The sequence below is a fragment of the Micromonospora peucetia genome (assembly GCF_900091625.1).
Classification (GTDB): Bacteria; Actinomycetota; Actinomycetes; order Mycobacteriales; family Micromonosporaceae; genus Micromonospora; species Micromonospora peucetia.
This window is the reverse complement of record NZ_FMIC01000002.1, coordinates 2,712,122-2,734,843: the sequence shown is the minus strand read 5'-3', so window position 1 is coordinate 2,734,843 and position 22,722 is coordinate 2,712,122. Positions and strand designations below refer to the sequence as shown.

Sequence of the window (22,722 nt, the reverse complement as noted above, 5' to 3'; positions counted from 1 at the left end):
TCCTGGTCGGCGGGCCGTCCGCTCACCAGGCGCGGGCCGGCCGGGGCCGCTCCTGGTCAGTAGCGCTGGCGGAGGAGTTGGGCCGCCTCGACCGCCCAGTAGGTGAGGATGATCTGCGCGCCGGCACGACGGATCGAGGTGAGCGTCTCCATCATCACCCGTTCCCGGTCGATCCAGCCGTTCGCGGCAGCCGCCTCGACCATCGCGTACTCGCCGGAGACCTGGTAGGCGGCGACCGGGACGTGCACCGCAGCGCGGACCGCCGCCACCACGTCGAGGTACGGCAGGGCGGGCTTGACCATCACCATGTCGGCACCCTCGGCGACGTCCAGCTCGACCTCGCGCAGCGACTCCCGCAGGTTGGCCGGGTCCTGCTGGTAGGTGCGTCGGTCGCCTTCCAGGGCCGACTCCACCGCGTCCCGGAACGGGCCGTAGAAGGCCGAGGCGTACTTGGCGGCGTACGCCAGCACGGACACGTCCTGGTGGCCCGCGGCGTCCAGCGCCCGGCGTACCACGCCGATCTGGCCGTCCATCATCCCGGACGGCCCGACAACCCCGACCCCGGCGGCGGCCTGGGCGACCGCCATCTCGGCGTACGCCTCCAGCGTGGCGTCGTTGTCGACGCCACCGTCGGGGGTGAGCAGACCGCAGTGCCCGTGCGAGGTGAACTCGTCCAGGCAGAGGTCGCTCATCACCACCGTGGCGTCGCCCACCTCGGCGACGACGTCGCGGATCGCGACGTTGAGGATGCCGTCCGGGTCGATCCCGCCGGACCCGGTGGCGTCCCGTCGCGCCGGCACGCCGAAGAGCATGATGCCGCCCACGCCCGCCTGGACCGCCTCGGCGGCGGCCTTGCGGAGCGAGTCCCGGGAGTGCTGGAGCACCCCCGGGAGCGACGCGATCGCCCGCGGCTCCGTCAACCCCTCCTTGACGAACATCGGCACGACCAGCTCGGCCGGGTCGACGCGGGTCTCGGAGACCAGCCGCCGGATGGCCGCGTCGCGGCGCAGCCGGCGGGGCCGGATCTCGGGGTACGGCATCACGGGCCTCCTGCTACGACTACCGGAACCTCAGGGCGGTCGGCCCCTGCACCTTCGAGCCACGACGCTGCTTCGCCGGCATGGCGGCGAGCTTCTCGCGCAACTCGACGGCGTAGGCGGCGAGCGCCTCCACCAGATCGGGGACCGAGGCGTGCGGCGGCTGGACGTCGACCCGCAGGCCGAACTCCGTCGCGGTCTCCGCCGTCTTGGGACCGATCACCGCAACAACGGTACGGGCGTGCGGCTTCCCCGCGATACCCACCAGATTGCGCACCGTCGAGCTGGACGTGAAGAGCACCGCGTCGAAGCCACCCGACTTGATCGCGTCCCGGATCTCGGCGGGCGGCGGGGCGGCCCGGACCGTCCGGTACGCGGTCACGTCGTCGACCTCCCAGCCGCGCTCGGTGAGCCCGGCGGCGAGGGTCTCGGTGGCGATGTCGGCGCGCGGCAGCAGCACCCGGCCGACCGGGTCGAGGATCTCGTCGTGCGGCGAGAACTCGGCCAGCAGCCCGTCGGAGGACTGCTCCCCCGACGGGATCAGCTCGGGCTGGATGCCGAACGCGCGGACGGCGTCGGCGGTCGCCTCACCGATGCAGGCGATCTTGACGCCGCCGAAGTGCCGGGCGTCCAGGCCGTGCTCGGCGAACTTCTCCCAGACCGCGCGGACCGCGTTGACGGAAGTGAAGATCACCCAGGCGTACCGGCCGTCGACCAGGCCCTTGACCGCCCGCTCCATCTGGGCCGGGGTCCGGGGCGGCTCGACCGCGATGGTCGGCACCTCACACGGGATGGCCCCGTACGCGCGCAGCCGTGCGCTCATCACGCCGGCCTGCTCCTTGGTGCGGGGCACGAGCACCTTCCAGCCGTACAGCGGCCGGTTCTCCCACCAGCTCAGCTTGTCCCGCTGGCCCACGCCCTCGCCGACGGTGAGCACCACCCGGCCGGTGAAGCCGAGCGCCGCCGCGACGAACGAGTCCACGGTCGACGTGGTGGTGTACTGCGTCTCGCCGGTGCCGTCCCCGGTCACCCCGACGCCGGTGGCGCCCTCCACACCGGCGGCGAGCAGCCCGTCACGGATCGCGGCGAGGTCGCCGGCGTCCACGGCCAGCGCCAGCGAACCCCGGCCGACGGCCGCGGCCAGCGCGTCGAAGTCCAGCGTGCTGACGTCCTCGACGTCGGCCGCCGTCCGTACGCCCGGCAGCGGCACGCCCGCGTAGGTCGCCACCCCCTCGGCCTGGCCGACACCGGGAACCACCTCGAAGTGCGCGGCGGTCCGCGCGACCGCCTGCACCTCCTTGACCACCGAATCGTGGCCGAACGGGTCGCCGGCGACCAGGTGCACCGCGTTCAGCCCCGAACGGGCCGCCGAGATCAGCACCTTCGCCACGTCACCCGGCGCGCCCTCCGCCGGGGTGAACTGGGCGTCCTCCCTGGCCTGGGAGCGGACGGCGTCGAGCAGCGACTCCGGGACTCCCCGGTCGTACACCACCTGGTCGGCGTCGACCAGGGCGTCGTGCGCCCGGCGGGTCAGCAGGCCCGGGTCGCCGGGACCGGCCCCGACGAAGGCGATGCGGCCTACGGGCTTACGGGTGCGGGTCATTCTGTGCTCCCAAATTGCTGGGTCCCCGGGCCGGCGTGTCCATCTTGGCCGAGGATCGAGTCGGCGCCGAGGTCGAGGAGTTCGGCGGCGAGTGCCTTGCCGATCTCCGCCGCGTCGGCGGGCGTTCCGGTGCGGGACAGCCGGAGGTCTCTCGTACCGTCCGGACTGATCACCGCCCCGCGCAGATAGATCTCCTCGCCGTCGTCGCCTTCGGCGAGTTCGGCGTAGGCGGCGACCGGAGCGGAGCATCCGGCCTCCAGGGTGGCCAGCAACGCCCGTTCCGCGGTGACCGCGGCGTGGGACGGTGCGTGGTCGAGCACAGCGAGCAGCTCGACCAGGTCGAGGTCATCGGCCCGGCACTCCACCGCCAGCGCGCCCTGGGCGGGCGCGGGCAGCATCAGCATCGGGTCGAGCGTCTCGGTGATCACGTCGGTCCGCCCGAGCCGGGCCAGCCCGGCCCGGGCCAGGACGACCGCGTCGAGGTCGGCCTCCGGCCCGAGCACCCGCGCGAGGCGGCTGTCGACGTTGCCGCGGATCGGGGTGACCTCCAACTGCATCCCGAGGGCGTGCAGCTGGGCGATGCGGCGCAGCGCGCCCGTGCCCACGGTCGCGCCGGAGGGCAGCTCGGTGAGCGTCCGGCCGTCCCTGGCGACCAGTGCGTCCCGCGGGTCCTGCCGGGTCGGCACCGCCGCGACGTGCAGCCCGGCCGCCGCCGCGGTGGGCAGATCCTTGTAGGAGTGCACCGCGAAGTCGATGGTGCCGGCGGTCAGCGCGTCGCGCAGGGCGGAGACGAAGACGCCGACGCCGAGCCGGTGCACCGGTGCCGACGAGCGGTCGCCGGCGGTGACCACCTCGACCAGCTCGACGGGCCGGCCGGTGGCGGCGGTCAGGGCCTCGGCGACGTGGCCGGACTGGGCCATCGCCAGTTTGCTGCCCCGGGTACCGAGGCGCAGGGGCGTGCTCATCGCTCACCTCCGATGGGCGGGATGTCGGCGGAACCCGTCGACGGTGGCAGGTCGGCGAGGCCGACGGGCGGTGGCAGGTCGGCGAGGCCGACGGGCGGTGGCAGGTCGGCGAGGCCGACGGGCGGTGGCAGGTCGGCGAGACCGAACGGCGGCGCGGCGTCGCCGGCCACGATGTCGGGGACGGCGTCGACCGGGGAGGTCTGCGGCACCTGGAGGTCGAACAGCTCGCGCAGCAGGGCCGCGTACTGGTCGCCGCCGGGTTCGGCCGCCAGCTGGCGGACCCGCACGGTGGGCTGGTGCAGCAGTCGCTGCACCACCCGGTGCACCGTCCGGGCCACCTCGGCGCGCTGGTCGTCGGTGAGGTCCGGACGACGCTGGGCGAGCCGGCGCAGCTCGGCGCCGACCACGTCGTCGGCGCGGCCACGCAGGGCGGCCACCGTGGGTGCCACGTCGGCGCCGCGCAGCCAGGTGAGGAAGGCGTCGACCTCGCCGGTCACGATCCGCTCGACGGCGGCGGCATCGGTGGCGGCGGGCCCGTCGGCGAGCAGCGCCGCCATCCGGTCGATGTCGATCACCTCGACGCCGGGCAGCTCGGCGACACCGGCCTCCACGTCGCGCGGCACGGCCAGGTCCAGCAGGACGAGCGGCCCCCGGCCGGGGTCACGCCCGGCGAGCGCCCGGGTCACCACCTCACGGGTGAGGACCGCTTCGGCGGCGGCGGTGGCGGCCACTACGATGTCCACTGTGGAAAGCGCGGTGGTCAGCTCCGCCATCGGCGTCGCACCGGCCCCGTACGCCTCGGCCAGCCGGACGGCCCGGTCGGCGCCCCGGTTGGTGACGGTGAGCGGCCCGGCACCCAGCCGGGACAGCGTGGCGACGCCCAGCGAGCCCATCGCGCCCGCACCGACCACCAGCGCGGGACGGCCGGCGAGGTCGCCGTCGAGGTGCCCGGCGGCCAGCTCCAGCGCGGCGGTCACCACGCTCTGGCCGGCCCGGTCGATGCCGGTCTCCGCGTGGGCCCGCTTGCCGACCCGCAGCGCCTGCTGCATCAGCTCGTGCAGCAGCCGCCCGGCGGTGTCGGCCCCGGTCGCGGAATGGTAGGCGTCCCGGAGCTGGCCGAGGATCTGCGCCTCGCCGACCACCATCGAGTCGAGCCCGGCGGCGACCCGGAAGACGTGGTCCACCGCGGCGGCGTCGAAGTGCACGTAGAGGTGGTTGGCGAGCGCGGCCGGCTGGCAACCGGCATGCTCGGCCAGCACCGCGCAGATGTCGCCGAGGCCGCCGTGGAAACCGGACACGGCGGCGTAGACCTCCACCCGGTTACAGGTGGAGACGAGCACGGCCTCGGTCACGTACGGCTGGGCGACCAGCCGGTCCAGGGTGCGGGTGAGGTCCGCGGGGCCGACCGCGAGCTGCTCCAGCGTGGCGACGGGAGCGGTGCGGTAGGACGCGCCGACGACGAGCAGTTTCACGTGCCGATCGCCTCCTGCGGTTCGGTGACGGCGAGCCCCCCGGGCAGGGCGGTGAGGGCGGACCCACCGGTGGCGGGAAGCGCGGTCAGCGATGCCTTGCGGTGCTCGTGGAAGGACAGGATCTGCAGCTCGATGGCGAGGTCGACCTTGCGTACGTCGACGCCCTCCGGCACCGAGAGTACGCACGGGGCGAAGTTCAGGATGCTCGTCACACCCACGGCCACGAGCTGGTCCGCCACCGCCTGGGCGGCCGGGGCCGGGGTGGCGATCACGCCGATGGCGATGGCCTCCTCGACGGCGACCCGGGCCAGCTCGTCGATGTGCCGGACGATCAGCCCGTTGATCTCCTCGCCGACCCGTCCGGCATCGGCGTCGAAGAGCGCGGCGATCCGGAAGCCGCGGCTGGCGAAGCCGTCGTAGCCGGCGAGGGCGTGACCGAGGTTACCCACGCCGACCAGGGCGACGGCCCGCCGCTGGGTGAGCCCGAGCACGTACTCGATCTGGTCGATCAGCAGCGAAACGTCGTAGCCGACGCCCCGGGTCCCGTACGAGCCGAGGTGCGACAGGTCCTTGCGGAGCTTCGCGGAGTTCACGCCGGCGGCGCCGGCCAGCCCCTCGCTGGACACGGTCTCGTGACCGGTGTCGGCGAGATTGTGCAGGGCACGGAGGTATTCCGGGAGCCGGGCGACGGTCGCCTCCGGCAGGTCCGGAAGCGCCGGTACGGCACCGGCGCGGCCGGGCGCACCAGGGTGACGGTGCTGACTCATGAGACTCCGTGCGGTGCGATCCTCAGCCAGCTCGTGCGGCCGGCCGTTCAGGGACTCCCGCTGGCGACCGAGAATGCCGGCTGTGCTAGCAGGGCGCGTCGGAATTACAGAGTAGGCGCTTGTGAACGCGTGCACAAATCGCGATCTTGAAAGCCCGCGACGCGGCTTCACCAGCCCCTCCATTCCGCAAGATCGATCCAGCGGGCCTCCGCCGGCCGTTGCCCGGCCTCCGGGCGGGGCCGATGGCGCCGGCCGCGCTGATTATTGCTCAATTACGACTTCTCTGACCAATCGCACGGCCACGGCTCGCCCACGATCCGGTCACGGTAGGGCCAGCCCTACGCCCGAGAGGCAGGCCGACGGGATGGGTCCGGCCGCCCGCGCTGCCTAGCCTCGTTGGCATGACCGCCGTACCCGCCGCCGACCAGCCCGTGCCGGTGCCGACCATCTCCCGACAGCTCCTGCTGGACTCCGGCTACGTGCTGCTGGGCCTCCCGCTGGCCCTGGCCAGCTTCGCCGTCCTGCTGGTCGGCCTGGCGGCCGGGCTCGGGCTGGTGGTGACGGTGATCGGCCTGCCGATCCTCAGCGGCACCCTCTACGCCGCCCGGGGCCTCGCCGACATCGAGCGACTTCGCCTCCCCGCCGTGCTCCACCAGGCCCGGATCCGCCCCCGGTACCGGCTCCCCGAGCCCGGGGCGAGCGCCTGGCGGCGGATCTTCGTGCCGATGGGGGACGCGCAGTCCTGGCTCGACCTGGCGCACGGCATCCTCAAGCTGATCGTGGCCATCGTCACCTTCGTGGTCACGCTCGTCTGGTGGGCCGGTGCCGTCGCCGGCAGCCTCTACTGGGCGTACGACTGGGCGCTGCCGCACGGCGACCCGGAGGACGTCGGTCTCCCCCAGCTCCTCGGCCTGGGCGACTCGACCATCGCCCGGATCGGGCTGCACACCGCGATCGGGCTGTTCTTCCTGATCACCCTGCCGATCGTGGCCCGCGGCTGCGCGCTGCTCCAGGCCAGCTTCGGCCGGGCCCTGCTCACCGGCGTGGCCGAGATGCGCAACCGGATCATCGTGCTGGAGGAGCAGAAGCGGGCCGCCGTCTCCGCCGAGGCGAGCGCGCTGCGCCGGCTGGAGCGGGACATCCACGACGGCCCGCAGCAGCGCCTGGTCCGGCTCGCGATGGATCTCAGCCGGGCCCGCCAGCAACTCGCCACCGACCCGGAGGCCGCCGCGCGCACCCTGGACGAGGCGGTCACCCAGACCCGGGAGACGCTCGCCGAGCTGCGCGCCCTGTCCCGGGGCATCGCGCCGCCGATCCTGGTCGACCGGGGCCTGCCCAGCGCCCTGGCGGCGCTGGCCGGGCGCGGCCTGATCCCGATCGAGCTGCGGGTGGACCCGGAACTGGCCAGCCCGGCCGGCCGGCTCGAACCGGCGGTGGAGAGCACCGCCTACTTCGTGGTGGCCGAGGCGCTGACCAACGTCGCCAAGCACAGCCGGGCGACCGAGTGCCAGATCACCGTGGCCCGGCACGACGGGCGGCTGGAGGTCAACGTCGACGACGACGGTCAGGGCGGCGCCCACCTGGCCAAGGGGCACGGGCTGGTCGGCATCGCCGACCGGGTCCGCGCCGCCGGCGGCCGGCTCTCCGTGGTCAGCCCGGCCGGCGGACCCACCACGATCCGCGCGGAACTCCCGCTGTGAGCCGTACGTGGTAGACAACAGCACATGCGGATCGTGATCGCCGACGACGCGGTGCTGCTCCGGGAGGGGCTGGTACGGCTGCTCACCGAGTGTGGGCACGAGGTGGTGGCCGCCGTGGCCGACGGGGAGGCGCTGGTGGCGGCGGTGGTGGCCCACCGGCCGGACGTGTCGATCGTCGACGTCCGGATGCCGCCGTCACACACCGACGAGGGGCTGCGCGCGGCGGTGGAAGCACGCCGGCTGGTGCCCCGCACCCCGATCCTGGTCCTCTCCCAGTACGTCGAGGTGTCGTACGCCGACGACCTGCTCGCCACCACCGGCGGGGGCGGGGGTGGGATCGGCTACCTGCTCAAGGACCGGGTGGCCGCGATCGACGAGTTCCTCGACGCGCTGGACCGGGTGGCCGCCGGCGGGACGGTGCTCGACCCCGAGGTGGTCGGCCAGCTCTTCGCCCGACGCCGCCGCGACGACCCGCTGCGCGAGCTCACCCCGCGCGAACGGGAGGTGCTCGCGCTGATGGCCGAGGGGCGCTCCAACACGGCTATCGCGAGGACGCTGGTGGTCACCGACGGGGCCGTCGAGAAGCACGTCCGGAACATCTTCACCAAGCTCCAGCTCCCGCCCGACACGGAGCAGCACCGGCGGGTCCTGGCCGTCCTGGCCTACCTGCGCAACTGACCCGCGACCGGGCCTGCCGACGGCGGCGCGGGGCGGCAGCCGGCGGCGCGGGGCGGCAGCCGGCGGCGCGGGGCGGCAGCCGGCGGCGCGGGGCGGCAGCCGGCGGCGCGGGGCGGCAGCCGGCGGCGCGGGGCGGCAGCCGGCGGCGCGGGGCGGCAGCCGGCGGCGCGGCAGCCGGGCCGGTCAGGGCAGCGTGGCCGCCAGGGTCACCGCGTCGGTGAGGGTGTCGGCGACCGGGTGGCCGGCGGCGCGCAGCCGGACCGCGTCGGTGAACCCGCCGGTGTAGAGGACGGCGCGGCCCCCCACCGACACGGCGGCGTCGGCGTCGTCGACGGAGTCGCCGATCAGCACCACGTCCCGGCCGTCCACGCCCAGCTCGGCCAGGTGCCGCCGGAGGGACTCGGCCTTGCGGTCCCCGCCGACGCTCGCCCGCAGCCCGTCCACCCGGACGAACTGCCCGGTGAGGCCGTACGTCTGCACAGTCGGCACCAGTTCCTCGTGGAACCACATGGACAGCAGGGACTGGCTGCCCGGCCAGGCCGCCATCGCGACGCCTGCGTCGTGCGCCAGCTCGCAGGTCGTCAGCCCGGTGCGGTACGCGTCGTGGAAGATCTGGTCCAGCCGGCCGAACGCGTCGTCGTCGACGGCCCGGCCGAGCACCTCGGCGTAGTAGTCGGCGATCGGCCGGCGGAACCGCACCCGGTGCTCGTCGGCCGTCACGGCGGGCCCGCCGACGCTGGCGAAGGCGGCGTTGGTGGAGGTGACCACCAGGTTCAGGTCGTTGAGCAGGGTGCCGTTCCAGTCCCACACCAGGTGGTTTCGCGCCGGGGTCATCGCAGCACCATAGCGCCCGGTGTCACAGCTGCGGCGTGGTCAGGTCCCGCAGCAGCCGCTCCTCCTCCACCCGCCAGTAGCCGTGCTCCTTGCCGTCGAGCAGCACCACGGGCAGCCGGTCGCCGTACTCGCGTTCCAGCTCGATGTCGCCGGTGACGTCCTTCTCGGTCCACCGGTCCCCGGTGACCGCCACCACCCGGTCCAGCGCCACCTTCGCGTCGTCGCAGAGGTGGCAGCCGGGGCGGGTGATCAGGGCGAGTCGGGGCTCACGCATCGGTCTCCTCCGTCGTGCTGGTGCCGGCCGGGGCCGGCGGGCGGGTCTCCGGCGACGCCGCCGGGGACGGTACCGGGGACGCCGGGGACGACGCCGGCCGGAGCAGGGTCTTGCGTACCTTCCCGATCACCGAGTGCGGCAACCCGTCGACGAACTCGACGGCGGTCGGGCACTTGAACCGGGCCAGGTTGCGGGCGCAGTGGGCGAGCAGTTCCTCACCGGTCACCGGACGCCCCGGCGCCGGCACCACGTACGCCCGGACAGTCTCGCCGGTCCGTGGGTGCGGCACACCCAGTACCGCCGACTCGGCCACCCCCGGGTGCGCGGAGAGCACCAGCTCGACCTCGTGTGGGTACACGTTGAACCCGTTGACCAGGATCAGCTCGCCGATCCGGTCCACCAGGAAGAGGTCGCCGTCGGAGTCGGCGTACGCCACGTCGCCGGTGGCCCACCAGCCGTCGGCGTCCGGTCCGCCCCGCCCGTCCGGCCAGTAGCCGGCGAAGAGGTTCGCCCCGCGCACCACGACCTGGCCCGGGTCGGTGCCCGGCGTGCCGTCGGAGAGGTCCAGCTCGTCGGCGTCGTCGTCCGGCTCGGCCACGCCGTCGCGCCACAGGTCGGCCCCGTCCGTCCCGACCAGACGCAGCTCGACGCCGGGCAGCGGCCGGCCGACCGAGCCGGCCTTCGGTTCCCCGCCGACCAGGGTGGAGGTCAGCACCGGCGCGGTCTCGGTCAGCCCGTACCCGACGTGCACCGGACGACCGGTGACCTCGGTGAAGCGCGCCGCGACGGCCGGCTCCAGCGGCGCCGCACCGCAGACCACGACCCGGACCGAGGCCGTCGCCCCGGCGAGGGCGGCGGCGTCCGCCGTGGACCAGGCGGCCACCATCGACGGTACGCCGACCAGCACGGTGACCCGGCGCCGGGCGATCTCGGCCAGTCCCGCGTCGGGGCCCAGCTCGTCGACGAGCACCCCGGTCGCGCCATGGTGGACGACGGCACCCAGCCCCGCGTTCAGCCCGTACGCGTGGAACAGCGGCAGCGCCAGCAACACGGTGTCGTCCGGGCCGACGACGGGCGGCTCGATCCGGCCGACCTGCTCGTGGTTGGCCGCCAACGCCCGGTGCGTCAGCATCGCGCCCTTCGGCCGCCCCTCGGTGCCGGAGGTGTAGAGCAGCAGCGCCAGGTCGTCGCCGCCCCGGTCGGGGAACGGGTGACCGGTGTCGGCCACCGGCGGCGCGGTGTGCACGGCGACGAGCGCGGGCAACTCCCCGGCGATGCCGGCGACCAGGTCACGCACCCGTTCGGTGGCGATCAGCACCGAGGCGCCGGAGTCGGCCAGCACGTGCCGCAGTTCGGGGGCGGTGAGGTCGGGGTTGACCGGCACCGCGACCAGCCCGGCACGCAGCGCGGCCAGGCAGCTGACCACGAGGTCCGGCGAGTTGCCGAGCGCGACGGCGATCCGGGGCGGGTGCCGGTCGGTGGCGGGGCCGCCCGGCGCCGGGCGGGCCCCGGCCGACGGTGATCCGGTCAGGGCCGCCAGGGCGTGGGCGGTGGCCGTCACCGAGACGTCCAGTTCGGACCAGGTCAGGGTCCGCTCGCGCCAGTGCAGCGCGGGTCGGTCGCCGTGGGCGGTGGCCGCCCGGTGAAGCCGCTCGACGAGGGTCGAGGCGGGGCTGTCGGTTGCGTCCTGCACGGTGGCTGAGTCTGGCACAGCGCAGGGCCGGTGGGCCATGCCCGACAAGGGCCGACGGGTCAGTCGGTCGACGGAAAGGCCGGCCGGGGAGAGTCCCGTCAACAGGACTGTCGGCGACGCCCGAGCGGGACGGGGTCGGTCCCGTCGACAGGACGTGCACGGGCCTCCGGAGGCCGGAAGATCCTGACTCGACGACCCGCACCGCCGCCCCGTTCGGCGACCGGCCAATGTGCGCTGACCTGGAATTTTCTTCACGAACACGGCGCAATCCGAATGTCAACCACCCACGACGGACAACCGGTCCGCCAGTTGTGCGACGCGGGGGGAAATACTTCCGCCCTGTGTAACGGACTTGCCACGCGTGGGTGACGTTGGCCCTATCATCACTCGGGTCGGCTCACCCCATTTTCCGTGAGTCGACACCCCTCAGCCCGAGGAGGCCCCCGTGCCTGTGAGCGCATTGGACCAGCACCTCAAGGGGATCTGCCGCCCGTCGGCACATCCCGAGCCAGCCCTGCCCGGCCGTGCCGGCCGGGCCACGACGGCGACGCGCCGACCGGCGTCGCCGGCCGGCGGGACGGAGGCGGCACGGTGACCACCTTCGGATACGCGGATCGACCGATCCGCCTGACCAACCCGGCGAGCCGCGGCTCGGTCAACGAACGGCCCGCCACCCGGAGCCCGTCGGACGACCCGGGCGGCCTCGCCGTCCGGGGGGAGGGCGCGTCGAGCCAGACCCGCAGCCGGCCGCACAACGAACCGCCGGCACGCCCCGCGACACCGGGCGGCAACGCGAAGCCGGCCGGCGGCCGGGTCGCCGTCCCCGCCCGGCCCACGATGCCGGTGCAGGGCCGCCGCACCACGGAGCCGGCCAGGCCACCCGACGAGTCGGGCACGGAGACGGCGGTGCTCCCGGCGGTGCCGGCGGCCGCCGCACCGGTCAACGCCTCGACGGGCTTCCCCAGCCGCCCGGACCCGTCCGACCCCGCCACCGAGGTCTGGGGCCTGGTCGAGCGGGCCCAGGGTGGCGAGTCCGAGGCGTTCGGGCTGATCTACGACCGGTACGTCGACACCGTGTTCCGGTTCGTCTACTTCCGGGTGGGCAACCGCCAACTCGCCGAGGACCTCACCTCCGACACCTTCCTGCGTGCCCTCAAGCGGATCGGCAGCTTCACCTGGCAGGGGCGCGACCTGGGGGCCTGGCTGGTCACCATCGCCCGCAACCTGGTGGCCGACCACTTCAAGTCCGGCCGCTACCGGCTGGAGGTCACCACCGGGGACGTGCTGGACGCCGACCGCGAGGACCGGGGCCCGGAGGGCAGCCCGGAGGCCGCGGTCGTCGAGCACATCACCAACGTGGCCCTGCTCAGCGCCGTGAAGCAACTCAACCCGGAGCAACAGGAGTGCATCGTGCTGCGCTTCCTACAGGGCTTCTCGGTGGCCGAGACGGCTCGCACGATGGGCAAGAACGAGGGCGCGATCAAAGCGCTCCAGTACCGCGCGGTACGGGCGCTGGCCCGGCTGCTGCCGGACGGTTTCCAGCCGTAGCCCCTTTGCCGGAGACTGCCGTACATCGATCGATGTACGTGCAGCTCAGCGCCGTTTTCACCTCGTGACGGCAATCACTTTCCGTGATTTCGCCTCCGCCGGCCCCGTAACCCATGCCCGGTGCGGACCGTTTCTCCGGGTGCGACCGGTGGTAGCCCCGGCATCCTCCGGGCCCCGAGGTCCGGCAGTGCGGCCGCCCCACGACCTTCGTCTGTGGTGTCTCGCCGTCACCGGTCGCTGGCGACGACAGCGGCCGACCGGCCGCGACCAGCGAGAGGAGGTGCCCGCGGTGGACAGCAACCTCTTCTCCCGTCGGCGCGCGGAGCGCTTCGCGCAGCTTCTCGACGAGGCCAACGGGGGCCGGCGACACCACGTCCGTTCCCGGGCCGACGACCAGTTGGCCGCACTCGTCGCGGTCGGGCAGCGGCTCCCCGTGGCCCGGCCCGCCGTCGAGGTGGATCCGGAGTTCCGTACCGGCCTGCGGGCCATGCTGCTGGCCACGGCCGAGCGCGAAGGCATCGGCGCCCCGGCCACCGTCACGACCGAACCGGCGTCCCGGCGCTCCGCCGCCGAGCCCGGCCGCAACCGGCTGCTGCCGGCGGTGACCGCCCGCCGGGCCCGCGCCCGCGGCGCCATCCTGGTCGGCGTCGCAGCCGGCGCCGTCGCCCTCTCGGGCATCTCGGCCGCCAGCGAGAACGCCGTCCCCGGCGACGCGCTGTACGGCATGAAGCGCTCCACCGAACGCGCCCAGCTCGCGCTGGCCAGCTCCGACGTCAGCCGGGGTCAGCTGTTCCTGGACTTCGCCCGCACCCGGCTCGCCGAGGCGGCCACGCTGCGCGGCGACGAGGACGGCTTCAGCGCGGTGCTGAACGACATGGACGCCGACACCCGCCAGGGCGTACGCCTGCTGACCGGCGCCGCGGTGCAGCGCTCGGACCCGGCGGCGCTGGACGCGGTCAACTCCTTCCTCACCGGCCAGCGGCGGGCCGTCGGCGGGCTGCTCGACGACGCCACCCGGGCCGACCGCGACCGCACCCGCCGCTCACTCGCCCTGCTCGACGCCGCCCGCAAGCGCTCCGACGCCCTGCGCGCGGCCATCGCCTGCGGCCTGCCCGCGCCCGTCGGCAGCGACGCCCTCGGCCCGGTCCCGGCCACCTGCCCCGGCGACCGCTGACCCACCGTCGGCCCGCCAGCGCGTCGGCGACCGCGCCCGTGCCGTCCGGGCTGTGATCCGGCCGAGACACCCTCGCCACACTTCGCCTGTTGGGCAGCCGTGCGTCGCCGTGACCCGGTTACCCTCGCGGAAGGCACACGTCGCGTCGGTCGAGCGGAGGGAGGTCACGTGGCCCGCAGCCGCAAGGTGACGGTCAGCACCGACCTCCACGGGCACACCGCCGGCTGGGCGGAGACCGACCTGGCGCCGCTGACTCCCCCGGAACCCGATCCCACCGCGGCGGCCTTCTTCGACGTCGACAACACGATGATGCGGGGCGCCTCGATCTACTGGTTCGCCCGGGGCCTCGCCGCGCGCAACTACTTCACCACCGCCGACCTGGCCCGGTTCGCCTGGCAGCAGCTGCGGTTCCGGCTGCTCGCCACCGAGCACGCCGGGGACATGTCGCAGGCCAAGGAGGCCGCCCTCGCCTTCGTCGAGGGCTGGCGGGTGGACGACGTGGAGCGCCTCGCGGAGGAGATCTTCGACGAGTTGATGGCGCCCCGGATCTGGGCCGGCGCCCGCCAACTGGCCCAGCGCCACCTGGACTGCGGCGAGCGGGTCTGGCTGGTCAGCGCCGCGCCGGTGGAGATCGGCCGGGTGATCGCCACGCGGCTGGGCCTGACCGGCGCGATCGGCACGGTCGCCGAAATCATCGACGGTGCCTACACCGGCCGGCTGGTCGGCGACCTGATGCACGGCCCGGCCAAGGCGGAGGCGGTCGCCCAGCTCGCCGCGGTCGAGGGGCTCGACCTGGGCCGGTGCGCCGCCTACAGCGACTCGTGCAACGACCTGCCGATGCTCTCCATGGTGGGGCGGGGCGTGGCCGTCAACCCGGACCCGGCCCTGCTCAAGGAGGCCCGGCAGCGCGGCTGGGACGTCCGCGACTTCCGCACCGGCCGACGCGCCGTCAAGATCGCCGTACCGTCCACCGCGGCGGCCGGCCTGGTCGCCGGGGCGGTCAGCGCCGGGCTGGCGCTGCACCGGCGCCGCCGCGACAGCTGACGGCGCCCGCTGCGCGCGTCCCGCGACAGAACCTAGGGACCGAACGGGTCCGGACGCCGCTCCAACAGCTGGTGCAGGGTCTGCTGGATGGTCTCCCGCACCTGGTCGGCGAGGTTGAACACGACCAGCGGGTCGTCGGCGGAATCCATCAGGTGCGCGGTGGGGATCGGCGGACAGAACTCGATCAGCCACTTACTCGGCAGCGGCACCACACCGAGCGGCCCCAGCAGGGGGAAGGTCGGCGTGACCGGGAAATAGGGCAGCTTGAGCAGCCGCGCCAGGGGCTTGATGTCGGCGAGCATCGGATAGGTCTCCTCGCCGCCGACGATGGCGACGGGCACGATCGGGGTGCCGGTGCGCAGCGCCGCAGAGACGAACCCGCCCCGGCCGAAGCGTTGCAGCTTGTAGCGTTCGGAGTAGAGCTTGCCGACACCCTTGAAGCCCTCGGGGAAGACGCCGACCAGATCGCCGTTGCCGAGCAGCCGCTCGGCGTCCGGGTTGCAGGCGACCGTCCCGCCGGTCTTGCGGGCGAGCTCGGAGACCACCGGCATCCGGAAGACCAGGTCGGCGCCGAGCAGCCGCAGATAGCGGTTGGCCGGGTGCTGGTCGTGCAGGGCGGCCGAAAGGATCAGCGCGTCCAGCGCCACGGTGCCGGAGTGGTTGCCGACCACCAGGCCGGCACCCTCGGCGGGCACGTGCTCCAGGCCGGTGACCTCGGTGCGGAACCAGTCCCGGTAGAGCATCCTCAGCAGCGGGTGGAAAACCGCCTCGGTGATCTCAGGGTCGAACCCGAACTCGTCGACCTCGTAGTCACCGGAGAGCCGCCGGCGCAGGAACGCCAGGCCCCTGGCGACCTTGCGGTCCCAGTGGTCGCCGGGCCGGTCCGACACCGCCGGCCCGCCCGCCGGGCCCGGAACGTGTCCGTTCACCGGGGCCGGCGCGCGCCCGTTCACCCGCGCGGGCTCGTCGGGCCCGGATCCGGTCGACGGCACCTCGTAGCGGCCGTCGCGCAGCTCCTCCGGTTCGCTCACGAGCTGTCCCGCACGGCCGCCCGGACCTGTCGGATCCCGTCCAGCACGAGCTGCTCTGCGGCGGCCAACTGCTCCCGGTCCACCACGATTCCCCCGTGGTGGGCCCGGATGAAGTCGTCGAAGGCGGCGGCGGTGGAGCGGGGCGTGAAGCCGTACTCCCGCTCGAGCTGGCTGGTGTCGACGACCCGGCCGTGCACGAAGAGGTCGACCTGGTCCAGGCCGTAGCGGCCGAAGCCGAGATTGCGGGCGATCGCGGCGGCGCTGGAGAGGCCGGGCTCCAGCACCGGCACGGCGACCCGGCCGGCCCGGCGGATCGCCTGCGACAGCGAGAGCACGCCCGGCCCGGCCACGTTGTACGTCCCCGGATGGTCCTCGACGATCGACCGGTGCAGCACCTCCAGCGCGTCGTCGAAGTGCAGGAACTGCAACCGGGGATCGCGCCCGAACACGGTGGGCACCACCGGCCGCGAGAAGTAGCGGGTGAGGGTCGTGTCGGCGGTCGAGCCGATGAACGGCGCGAAGCGCAGCACCGTCGCCGTGACGTCGGGCCGCCGGCGGCGGAAGCCTCGGACGTACCCCTCGATGTCGAGGATGTCGCGGCCGAATCCCCCACGCGGCACCTCGCGCGGCTCGGTCTCCTCGGTGAAGACGGCCGGGTCCCGGAACGACGCGCCGTACGCGGCCGTCGAGGAGCGGACCACGAGCTTGCGCAGGCGGGGCGCGCGCTGGCAGGCGGCGAGAAGCTGCATCGTGCCGATGACGTTCTGGTCCTTCATCGCCGAGCGACCGCCGTGCTGCGGGTCCGGCGCGGTGACCAGGGCCAGGTGGACCACCGCGTCGACGTCGAGGTCGGCGAGGAGGCCACCGAGCGAGCCGGCGTCGATGCGAACGCGCTCGACCCGGTCGAGCAGGTCGGCGAACTCGGTGCCCGGCTCGGGCTGGTCCACGCCGATGACCCGCTCGATGCGCGGGTCGGCGGCGAGCCGGGCGGCGACGTGTGCGCCGAGGTAGCGGCTGACCCCGGTTACGACGACGACCCCCGGGGCACCTGGGGTGCCACCGGGGGTCATGTCGCACACCTTCCCCGGCAGGAGAGATCGAGCCGGGACATCCGCGGCCTGATCACCTGAGCCTCCGAGGGTCGACAGTTGGCAAGTGACGACGGGTGCCGGGTCAGGACCCGGCCCCGGTCACTTGCCGAGACGGCGACGCTGGACGCGGGTCTTGCGCAGCAGCTTGCGGTGCTTCTTCTTTGCCATACGCTTGCGGCGCTTCTTGACCACCGAGCCCATACGAAAGCCTTTCGATGCAACGTGCGGGGCGACCGGGTGACGCCACGATCATGTGGCGTCGGCGACCGCTTGCGGACAACGGACCGGCCTGCGGTGTATGCGGCGGGGCACACCTGCGGTCACGGTCGGGGTCCAGGGTAGCCGGAGAGCGTCAGCAGGACCAACGCGGCCCCGGCGATGCCCGTTACGTCGCACTCGACGGGCGGTCTACGGGCGGTTCAGGCGGTTTCCTGAAAGGCGCCCCGCAGGTATTCGTGCACCGCGTGCTCGGGTACCCGGAACGACCGGCCGACCCGGACCGCGGTGAGCTCACCGCTGTGCACCAGGCGGTAGACCGTCATCTTCGACACCCGCATGACCGTCGCCACCTCGGCGACGGTCAGGAACTTGACCTCCGACAGCCGACCGTCGGACTGCGACCCGGCCATGGCTCACCGACCAATCCCATGCCCGGCGCGTGCCACCGGACGGGTTCGTCCCGCCCGGACCGGCGACGCGCGTGTTACCAGTACGGTAGCGGGACGGCTGTGACCGGCGCGATCCCTTCGTACAACTGATCATAATTCTCGCCGGTGTCCACTCGACCGGTTACGTCGTCGTCGAACCTGTTGCGTCCGGCGTCCGGTCGGCCCTCACCCGGCCCGTGCTGTGCCCGCGGCGCCTCGGATGCCGCCCGCCGGGCCACCGCCGACGCTCCGCACACGACGGCGATCGATGGGCCCACCTCGCGCCCTTTCGAGCTGATGTCGTGAACGACTCACCCGGCCTACGACTCACCCGGCCTACTGCTCCGCCGGCTCCGCGGCCTCGACGGAGCCCGGTGCCCGGCTGAGCGGGGGTCGCCCGCCGCGCGGAAGGCGCCCGGTGGCTCCGGTGGCGCCACCGGAGCCACCGGGCGGGTGCCCCGGGCCGCTTCCGGACGCGGACCGGGGCTCCGCGCTGGGAGCGGGCACCAGTGTCTCAGGTCGGCCGGCGCCGCCCGACAGCGGTCGATCATGAATGCCAGGGGCCACCCCGGGCCGGTGCCACCGGAGGCCGCGGCGCCACTCGGGTCCGTCAGCCGACCACGGCGCGGAGGAGATGCCGTAGCTGCGGTACGACCATCCACCCGACCAAACGACCACAGCCCACCAAGCCACGCCGCCCCACACCGCCCCACACCGCCCCACACCGCCCGTCCCCGCGATCTTGCACTTTGCGCCCTCAAGATGTGCACAATGCCCCTTTCGTCAGGGCCGAAAGTGCAAGATCGCGGGGACGGGCGGCGCAAGGCAGCACGGGGTGGGGCAGGGCAGCACGGGGTGGGGGCGGGGCGGGGCGGGTTAGGCGGGGCGGGGGGTCAGGTGGAGCAGGGTGATGGTGAGTGCCCAGGTCAAGACCAGGGCGAGCCCGAGCAGTGGCAGTCCGCGTAGGGCGAGCATTCCGCCGCCGGCCACGAACCAGGTGGCCTGGAACGCGTGCTTGCCCGCTGGTGGCAGCGACACGTGGGCCTTCGGCGAACCGAGGACACCCCAGAGCGCGGCCAGCAGCAGCGGTACGGCGACGGCGGCGCCCACCCGGACGGGCGTCACCACGTCGAGGGTCCAGCCCCACCAGCCACCGACGACGAGCACGGCGACTTCCAGCAGGAAGAGCAGCAGCAGTCCCAGGGCCTTCATCGGTCCGAATCTCGGGGCCAGGACCGGAACGCGCCGTCCAGCGCGGCGACCAGGTGTGCGAAGGAGGCGTCGACGGCGCGGGGCAGGCCGAACCCGCCGGCAGCCTCCAGCGAGACGAATCCGTGCAGGGTGCTGCGCAGCATCCGGGTCGCGTCGATGGTGTCGTCGCCGTCGAACCCGTAGCCGCGCAGGGTGGACCGGATCGCCCCGACGGCCCGTTCACCGGCGGCGACGTGCTCCGGGTCGGTCGGGTCCGGCACCCGCTGGGTGGTCGGATAGCGACCGGGGTGGCGGTGGGCGTACGACCGGTAGGCGGCGGCGACGGCCCGTAGCGCGTCCCCGCCGGCCCGGCCCGCGGCGGCGGTGGTCAGTTCGTCGGCAAGCTCGGCGGTGGCCAGCGCGGAGAGCTTCTGGGCGAGCGCCTCGGCCCCTCGGACGTGCTTGTAGAGGCTGGGCAGCGCGACGCCGAGCCGGTGTGCCAGCGCGGCGAGGGTGAGCTGGTCGGCGCCGACCTCGTCGGCGAGCCGGGCTGCCTCGCGCACCACGGTCCGCTGGTTGAGCCCGACCCTAGGCACCGGTGACCGCCAGGAACTCGGTGAGCTGGGCGGCGGTACGCGCCGGCTGGTCGGCGTGCGGGTAGTGGCCGGAGTCGTCGATCATCCGGGCCTCGGCGGTGGCGAAGAGCCGGCGGGCCGCCCGTGCCTCGGCGCCCGGGTCGGGGAAGTCCGGGTCCTGCGCGCCCATCAGCACCAGCACCGGCTGCCGGACCTCGCGGGCGCGGGTGGTCCAGTGCGGGTCGGCCGGCACGTTCAGGCCACGGGTCGCCGCCATCCGGCCGGGCTCGCGCAGGGTGGCGACCATCGCCCTGCGGTACGCCGCGTCGTCGGCCGGCCGGGCGCACGGGAAGAGCGTGCGGTGGAACAGCCCGAACAGCCGGGGGCTGCGCAGCACGGCGGCCAGGGCCAGCCGCATGAACGGGTTGAGCTTCGGCTGCCTGACGAACGGGCCGATCTGGACGATGCCGTTGACGAGCGCGGGGGCGTCGGCGGCGGCGAAGACCACGGCCGCGGCGCTGGACGAGTTGCCGACCAGGGTGGCCGGTCCGTCGCCGAGGTCGCGGACCACCGCGAGCAGGTCGGCGCCGACCTCGGCCGGGGCGTACGACGGCCAGCCGGCGGTGGACTCGCCGTGCCCCCGGACGTCCACCGACGCCACCCGGTGCCCGGCCGCGACGAGCAACGGGACCAGGTGCCGGAACGAGCGGCGGTTCTCCCCCATGCCGTGCGAGAGGACGACGAGCGACCCCTGCCCGTGCACCTCGTAGGCGATCCGCCCGCCGTCCCGCCCCACATAGCTAGTTGGCATAACCTAAAAGCTAATCCAGTTAGCCAAAACCGTCAAGGGCTTACTCAGCCCCTGGCGCTGGGCACCCGGGGCTGGCCGAACGGCTGACTCACTTCTTCGAGACCACGGCCCGGCCGAAGAACATCAGGTTGGCCGGACGCTCGGCGAGCCGGCGCATCAGGTAGCCGTACCAGTCCTCGCCGTAGGGCAGGTAGGTGCGCACGGTGTAGCCCTCGCCGACCAGCCGGGCCTGCTCCTCCGGGCGGATGCCGTACAGCATCTGGAACTCGAATCGCTCGGGGCCGCGGTCGAACCAGCGGGCCCGGTCCTCGCCGATGGCGATCAGGCGGGGGTCGTGGGTGGCCAGCATCGGATGGCCGTCGCCGGACATCAGGATGTTCATGCAGCGCACGTAGGACTTGTCCACCTCGCGGGTGGACTGGTAGGCCACCGACTCCGGCTCCTTGTACGCGCCCTTGCACAGCCGCACCCGGGAGCCCTCCGTGGCCAGCTCGCGGCAGTCCGACTCGGTCCGCCGCAGGTACGCCTGGAGCACCGCCCCGGTCGACGGGTGGTCCTTGCGCAGCTTGGCGAGGATGTCCAGCGTCGAGTCGGTGGTGGTGTGGTCCTCCATGTCCAGGGTGACCGTGGTGCCCGCCGCCTCGGCGGCGGCGCAGATCGCCCGCGCGTTGTCGTAGGCGAGCTGCTCGTCGAACATCTGGCCGAGCGCCGACAGCTTGACGCTCACCTCGGCCGCCGGGGTGAGCCCCGCGCCGGATAGCTCCCTCAGCAGCCGCACGTACTCGTCGCGGGTGGCGGTGGCCTGCTCGGGGGTGACGGTGTCCTCGCCGAGGTTGTCGAGAGTGACCGCGAGGCCGTCGTCGACGAGCTCGCGGGTCGCGCGCAACGCGTCGTCGGTCCTGGCGCCGGCGACGAACCGGCGGACGAGGTCCCGGGTGAACGGGGCCGTCGCGACGAGCCGCTCGACCTGCGATGACCGGGAGGCAGCGAGGATGATGGTACGGAGCATGGACCGAGCGTAACGCCCACCGCTGCCCCGCGCGGGGCGGCGGGCGCAGCCTCGATCGCCAGGTCCCAACCGCATCACAGGCACCAGCCGTGGGCGGACGACGGTGGCCTCCATCGGCTACAACGATGACGTGGAACAACGCCCCCGCCGCCGGCTCCGGTCGGCCTCCGTGCAGCTCGGCGCGCTCACCGTCCTCGCGCTCGCCCTCTCCGGCTGCAACACGACCTCGGACGACGACGATGACGACTGCGCCCTCGGCCCGGTGGGCGGCGGCGGGACGGTGGCCCTGGCGCTGCGGGCCCCGACGGTGACCACCGGACGGACCGCGCCGGAGCCGACCACCGCGGCCATGCCCGAGCGGGGCGGCTTCGGCACCCACCTAGCCGCCTGCGGCGGCTGAGGTGCGCCGGGAGGCGGTCACCCCCCGCCCGGACTGGGACGCCACCATCCGCGCGCAGGGCCTGGTGTACGTCGACACCGAGCTGCCCGACGGCGGCATCATGTCGTACTGGGACGAGACCGCCGCGTACGCGTTCGAGCTGGACGAGGTGCTGCGGCTGGAGGAGGCGACCGAGGAGCTGCACCGGATGTCGGTCGCCGCCGCCGAACACGTCGTCGCGCACCACCGCTACGCCGAGTTCGGCATCCCCGCCTGGGCGGCCGAGGCCGTGGCCCGGTCGCTGCGCGAGGCGCCGCCCACCCTCTACGGGCGCTTCGATTTCTGGTACGACGGCAGTTGGCCGCCGAAGCTGCTGGAGTACAACGCCGACACCCCCACCGCGCTGGTCGAGGCGAGCATCATCCAGTGGTACTGGCTTGAGCACACCCGGCCGGAGCTGGACCAGTGGAACAGCCTGCACGAGCGCCTCGTCGGCGCCTGGGCGAAGATCGGGTCGGGGCTGCACGACCGCCGGGTACATGTGCTCTGGTCGAACGAGGAGGAGTCCGGCGAGGACCACATGACCGCCGGCTACCTCGCCGAGACCGCCCGGCAGGCCGGCCTGGAGGTCACGCTCCAGCCGATCCAACAGCTCGGCTGGGACGGCCGGCGCTTCGTCGACGCGTCGGGCCACCCGGTCACCACCTGCTTCAAGCTCTACCCCTGGGAGTGGATGCTCGCCGAGCCGTACGGGCCGCCGGCGCTGGAGCCGGGCACCCCGACGACCTGGATCGAGCCGGCCTGGAAGCTGCTGCTGTCGAACAAGGCACTGCTCGCCGTGCTCTGGGAGCTCTATCCCGGCCACGAGCTGCTGCTGCCGGCGTACCTCGACTCGCCGCGCGCGATGACGGAGTACGTGGCCAAGCCGCTGCTCGGCCGGGAGGGCGGCTCGGTGCGGATCGTCACCGGCGACACCGAGATCACCAACCCGGGGATCTACGGCGACGAGGGCTGGTGCTACCAGGAGTTCCGGGCGTTGCCGGAGTTCGCCGGCAACCGGATGGTGCTGGGCAGCTGGATCGTCGACGGCGAATCGGCCGGGGTGGGGGTGCGGGAGAGCGCAAGCCTCATCACCGACGGCTACGCGCGGTTCCTGCCGCACTACATCGACGCGCCACGGGCCCCCTGAGTCGTCTACG

Annotated in this window: 22 protein-coding genes and 2 pseudogenes; 7 read left to right on the top strand and 17 right to left on the bottom strand. The window is 73.8% G+C overall.

The window, feature by feature from the left end; genetic code table 11:
• Positions 1–56 precede the first annotated feature (56 nt).
• The 5 genes and pseudogenes from hemB to GA0070608_RS12830 form a co-directional block, all read right to left on the bottom strand.
• Positions 57–1,040: a porphobilinogen synthase gene (hemB, locus tag GA0070608_RS12850; RefSeq protein WP_091627368.1), complete on the bottom strand. Its 984-nt coding sequence runs from the start codon at positions 1,038–1,040 to the stop codon at positions 57–59.
• A 19-nt stretch (positions 1,041–1,059) separates the two neighbouring features.
• Positions 1,060–2,640: a bifunctional uroporphyrinogen-III C-methyltransferase/uroporphyrinogen-III synthase gene (locus tag GA0070608_RS12845; protein WP_091627363.1), complete on the bottom strand. Its 1,581-nt coding sequence runs from the start codon at positions 2,638–2,640 to the stop codon at positions 1,060–1,062.
• The gene (gene hemC, locus GA0070608_RS12840; RefSeq protein ID WP_091627360.1) at positions 2,637–3,605 is read right to left on the bottom strand and encodes a hydroxymethylbilane synthase; all 969 of its coding nucleotides are present in this window, start codon (positions 3,603–3,605) and stop codon (positions 2,637–2,639) included. Before hemC ends, GA0070608_RS12845 begins: the two co-directional genes overlap by 4 nt.
• Before the next feature lie 113 nt (positions 3,606–3,718).
• A pseudogene (locus tag GA0070608_RS12835) lies at positions 3,719–5,077 on the bottom strand (glutamyl-tRNA reductase); the annotation flags it as partial.
• Positions 5,074–5,844, bottom strand: a complete 771-nt coding sequence (locus tag GA0070608_RS12830; RefSeq protein ID WP_091627353.1) for a redox-sensing transcriptional repressor Rex — start codon at positions 5,842–5,844, stop codon at positions 5,074–5,076. The gene GA0070608_RS12830 and the pseudogene GA0070608_RS12835, both read right to left, overlap by 4 nt.
• Before the next feature lie 401 nt (positions 5,845–6,245).
• On the opposite strand from GA0070608_RS12830, the gene GA0070608_RS12825 reads away from it, so the two are divergent.
• Both GA0070608_RS12825 and GA0070608_RS12820 read left to right on the top strand, forming a co-directional pair.
• Positions 6,246–7,544 carry a sensor histidine kinase gene (locus GA0070608_RS12825; protein WP_091627349.1) on the top strand — a complete coding sequence of 433 codons (1,299 nt, stop codon included), beginning with the start codon at positions 6,246–6,248 and terminating at the stop codon, positions 7,542–7,544.
• 24 nt (positions 7,545–7,568) lie between these two features.
• A complete protein-coding gene (locus GA0070608_RS12820) occupies positions 7,569–8,222 on the top strand; it encodes a response regulator (protein WP_091627345.1) in 654 nt (217 codons plus the stop codon).
• Between the two features lie 183 nt (positions 8,223–8,405).
• Here the strand turns inward: GA0070608_RS12820 and GA0070608_RS12815 are convergent, their stop codons facing one another.
• Genes GA0070608_RS12815 through GA0070608_RS12805 form a run of 3 tightly spaced genes read right to left on the bottom strand, consistent with a single transcriptional unit; the run spans position 8,406 to position 11,062 of the window.
• Positions 8,406–9,056, bottom strand: coding sequence for an HAD family hydrolase (locus tag GA0070608_RS12815; RefSeq protein ID WP_091627340.1), 651 nt, complete (start codon positions 9,054–9,056; stop codon positions 8,406–8,408).
• A 22-nt stretch (positions 9,057–9,078) separates the two neighbouring features.
• A complete protein-coding gene (locus GA0070608_RS12810; RefSeq protein WP_091627336.1) occupies positions 9,079–9,330 on the bottom strand; it encodes a glutaredoxin family protein in 252 nt (83 codons plus the stop codon).
• Entirely contained in the window at positions 9,323–11,062 is a 1,740-nt protein-coding gene (locus tag GA0070608_RS12805; protein WP_091627333.1) for an AMP-binding protein, read from the bottom strand. Before GA0070608_RS12805 ends, GA0070608_RS12810 begins: the two co-directional genes overlap by 8 nt.
• Before the next feature lie 552 nt (positions 11,063–11,614).
• On the opposite strand from GA0070608_RS12805, the gene GA0070608_RS12800 reads away from it, so the two are divergent.
• The 3 genes from GA0070608_RS12800 to GA0070608_RS12790 all read left to right on the top strand — a co-directional run bounded on the left by GA0070608_RS12800 (position 11,615) and on the right by GA0070608_RS12790 (position 14,789).
• Positions 11,615–12,571: an ECF subfamily RNA polymerase sigma factor, BldN family gene (locus tag GA0070608_RS12800; RefSeq protein WP_091627330.1), complete on the top strand. Its 957-nt coding sequence runs from the start codon at positions 11,615–11,617 to the stop codon at positions 12,569–12,571.
• A 289-nt stretch (positions 12,572–12,860) separates the two neighbouring features.
• A complete protein-coding gene (locus tag GA0070608_RS12795; RefSeq protein ID WP_091627326.1) occupies positions 12,861–13,745 on the top strand; it encodes a DUF5667 domain-containing protein in 885 nt (294 codons plus the stop codon).
• Positions 13,746–13,913: 168 nt separating this feature from the next.
• Positions 13,914–14,789: an HAD family hydrolase gene (locus tag GA0070608_RS12790; protein ID WP_091627322.1), complete on the top strand. Its 876-nt coding sequence runs from the start codon at positions 13,914–13,916 to the stop codon at positions 14,787–14,789.
• 32 nt (positions 14,790–14,821) lie between these two features.
• Here GA0070608_RS12790 and GA0070608_RS12785 read toward each other — a convergent pair whose 3' ends face one another.
• The 9 genes and pseudogenes from GA0070608_RS12785 to GA0070608_RS12745 all read right to left on the bottom strand — a co-directional run bounded on the left by GA0070608_RS12785 (position 14,822) and on the right by GA0070608_RS12745 (position 21,144).
• Complete coding sequence (locus GA0070608_RS12785; RefSeq protein WP_091634992.1) at positions 14,822–15,718, bottom strand: lysophospholipid acyltransferase family protein; 897 nt, start codon at positions 15,716–15,718, stop codon at positions 14,822–14,824.
• A 98-nt stretch (positions 15,719–15,816) separates the two neighbouring features.
• Positions 15,817–16,890 (bottom strand): NAD-dependent epimerase/dehydratase family protein, encoded by a 1,074-nt coding sequence (locus GA0070608_RS12780; RefSeq protein WP_091627317.1) that lies wholly within the window; start codon positions 16,888–16,890, stop codon positions 15,817–15,819.
• A 120-nt stretch (positions 16,891–17,010) separates the two neighbouring features.
• Positions 17,011–17,112 (bottom strand): 30S ribosomal protein bS22, encoded by a 102-nt coding sequence (locus GA0070608_RS12775; RefSeq protein ID WP_007465623.1) that lies wholly within the window; start codon positions 17,110–17,112, stop codon positions 17,011–17,013.
• A gap of 218 nt (positions 17,113–17,330) precedes the next feature.
• The gene (locus tag GA0070608_RS12770) at positions 17,331–17,540 is read right to left on the bottom strand and encodes a helix-turn-helix domain-containing protein (RefSeq protein ID WP_007465625.1); all 210 of its coding nucleotides are present in this window, start codon (positions 17,538–17,540) and stop codon (positions 17,331–17,333) included.
• A 354-nt stretch (positions 17,541–17,894) separates the two neighbouring features.
• A pseudogene (locus GA0070608_RS33400) lies at positions 17,895–18,125 on the bottom strand (hypothetical protein); the annotation flags it as partial.
• Between the two features lie 309 nt (positions 18,126–18,434).
• Entirely contained in the window at positions 18,435–18,770 is a 336-nt protein-coding gene (locus GA0070608_RS12760) for a YrdB family protein (RefSeq protein WP_091627313.1), read from the bottom strand.
• Complete coding sequence (locus GA0070608_RS12755) at positions 18,767–19,345, bottom strand: TetR/AcrR family transcriptional regulator (RefSeq protein ID WP_091627309.1); 579 nt, start codon at positions 19,343–19,345, stop codon at positions 18,767–18,769. Before GA0070608_RS12755 ends, GA0070608_RS12760 begins: the two co-directional genes overlap by 4 nt.
• Positions 19,338–20,135, bottom strand: a complete 798-nt coding sequence (locus GA0070608_RS12750; protein WP_091627305.1) for an alpha/beta fold hydrolase — start codon at positions 20,133–20,135, stop codon at positions 19,338–19,340. Before GA0070608_RS12750 ends, GA0070608_RS12755 begins: the two co-directional genes overlap by 8 nt.
• 88 nt (positions 20,136–20,223) lie before the next feature.
• Positions 20,224–21,144, bottom strand: coding sequence for a proline dehydrogenase family protein (locus GA0070608_RS12745; RefSeq protein WP_091627300.1), 921 nt, complete (start codon positions 21,142–21,144; stop codon positions 20,224–20,226).
• Between the two features lie 130 nt (positions 21,145–21,274).
• Here GA0070608_RS12745 and GA0070608_RS12740 point away from each other — a divergent pair, with 130 nt between their 5' ends.
• Together GA0070608_RS12740 and GA0070608_RS12735 are read left to right on the top strand one after the other, a co-directional pair.
• Positions 21,275–21,544: a hypothetical protein gene (locus GA0070608_RS12740; protein WP_245715777.1), complete on the top strand. Its 270-nt coding sequence runs from the start codon at positions 21,275–21,277 to the stop codon at positions 21,542–21,544.
• A gap of 1 nt (position 21,545) precedes the next feature.
• The gene (locus tag GA0070608_RS12735) at positions 21,546–22,712 is read left to right on the top strand and encodes a glutathionylspermidine synthase family protein (RefSeq protein WP_091627296.1); all 1,167 of its coding nucleotides are present in this window, start codon (positions 21,546–21,548) and stop codon (positions 22,710–22,712) included.
• Positions 22,713–22,722: the final 10 nt, after the last annotated feature.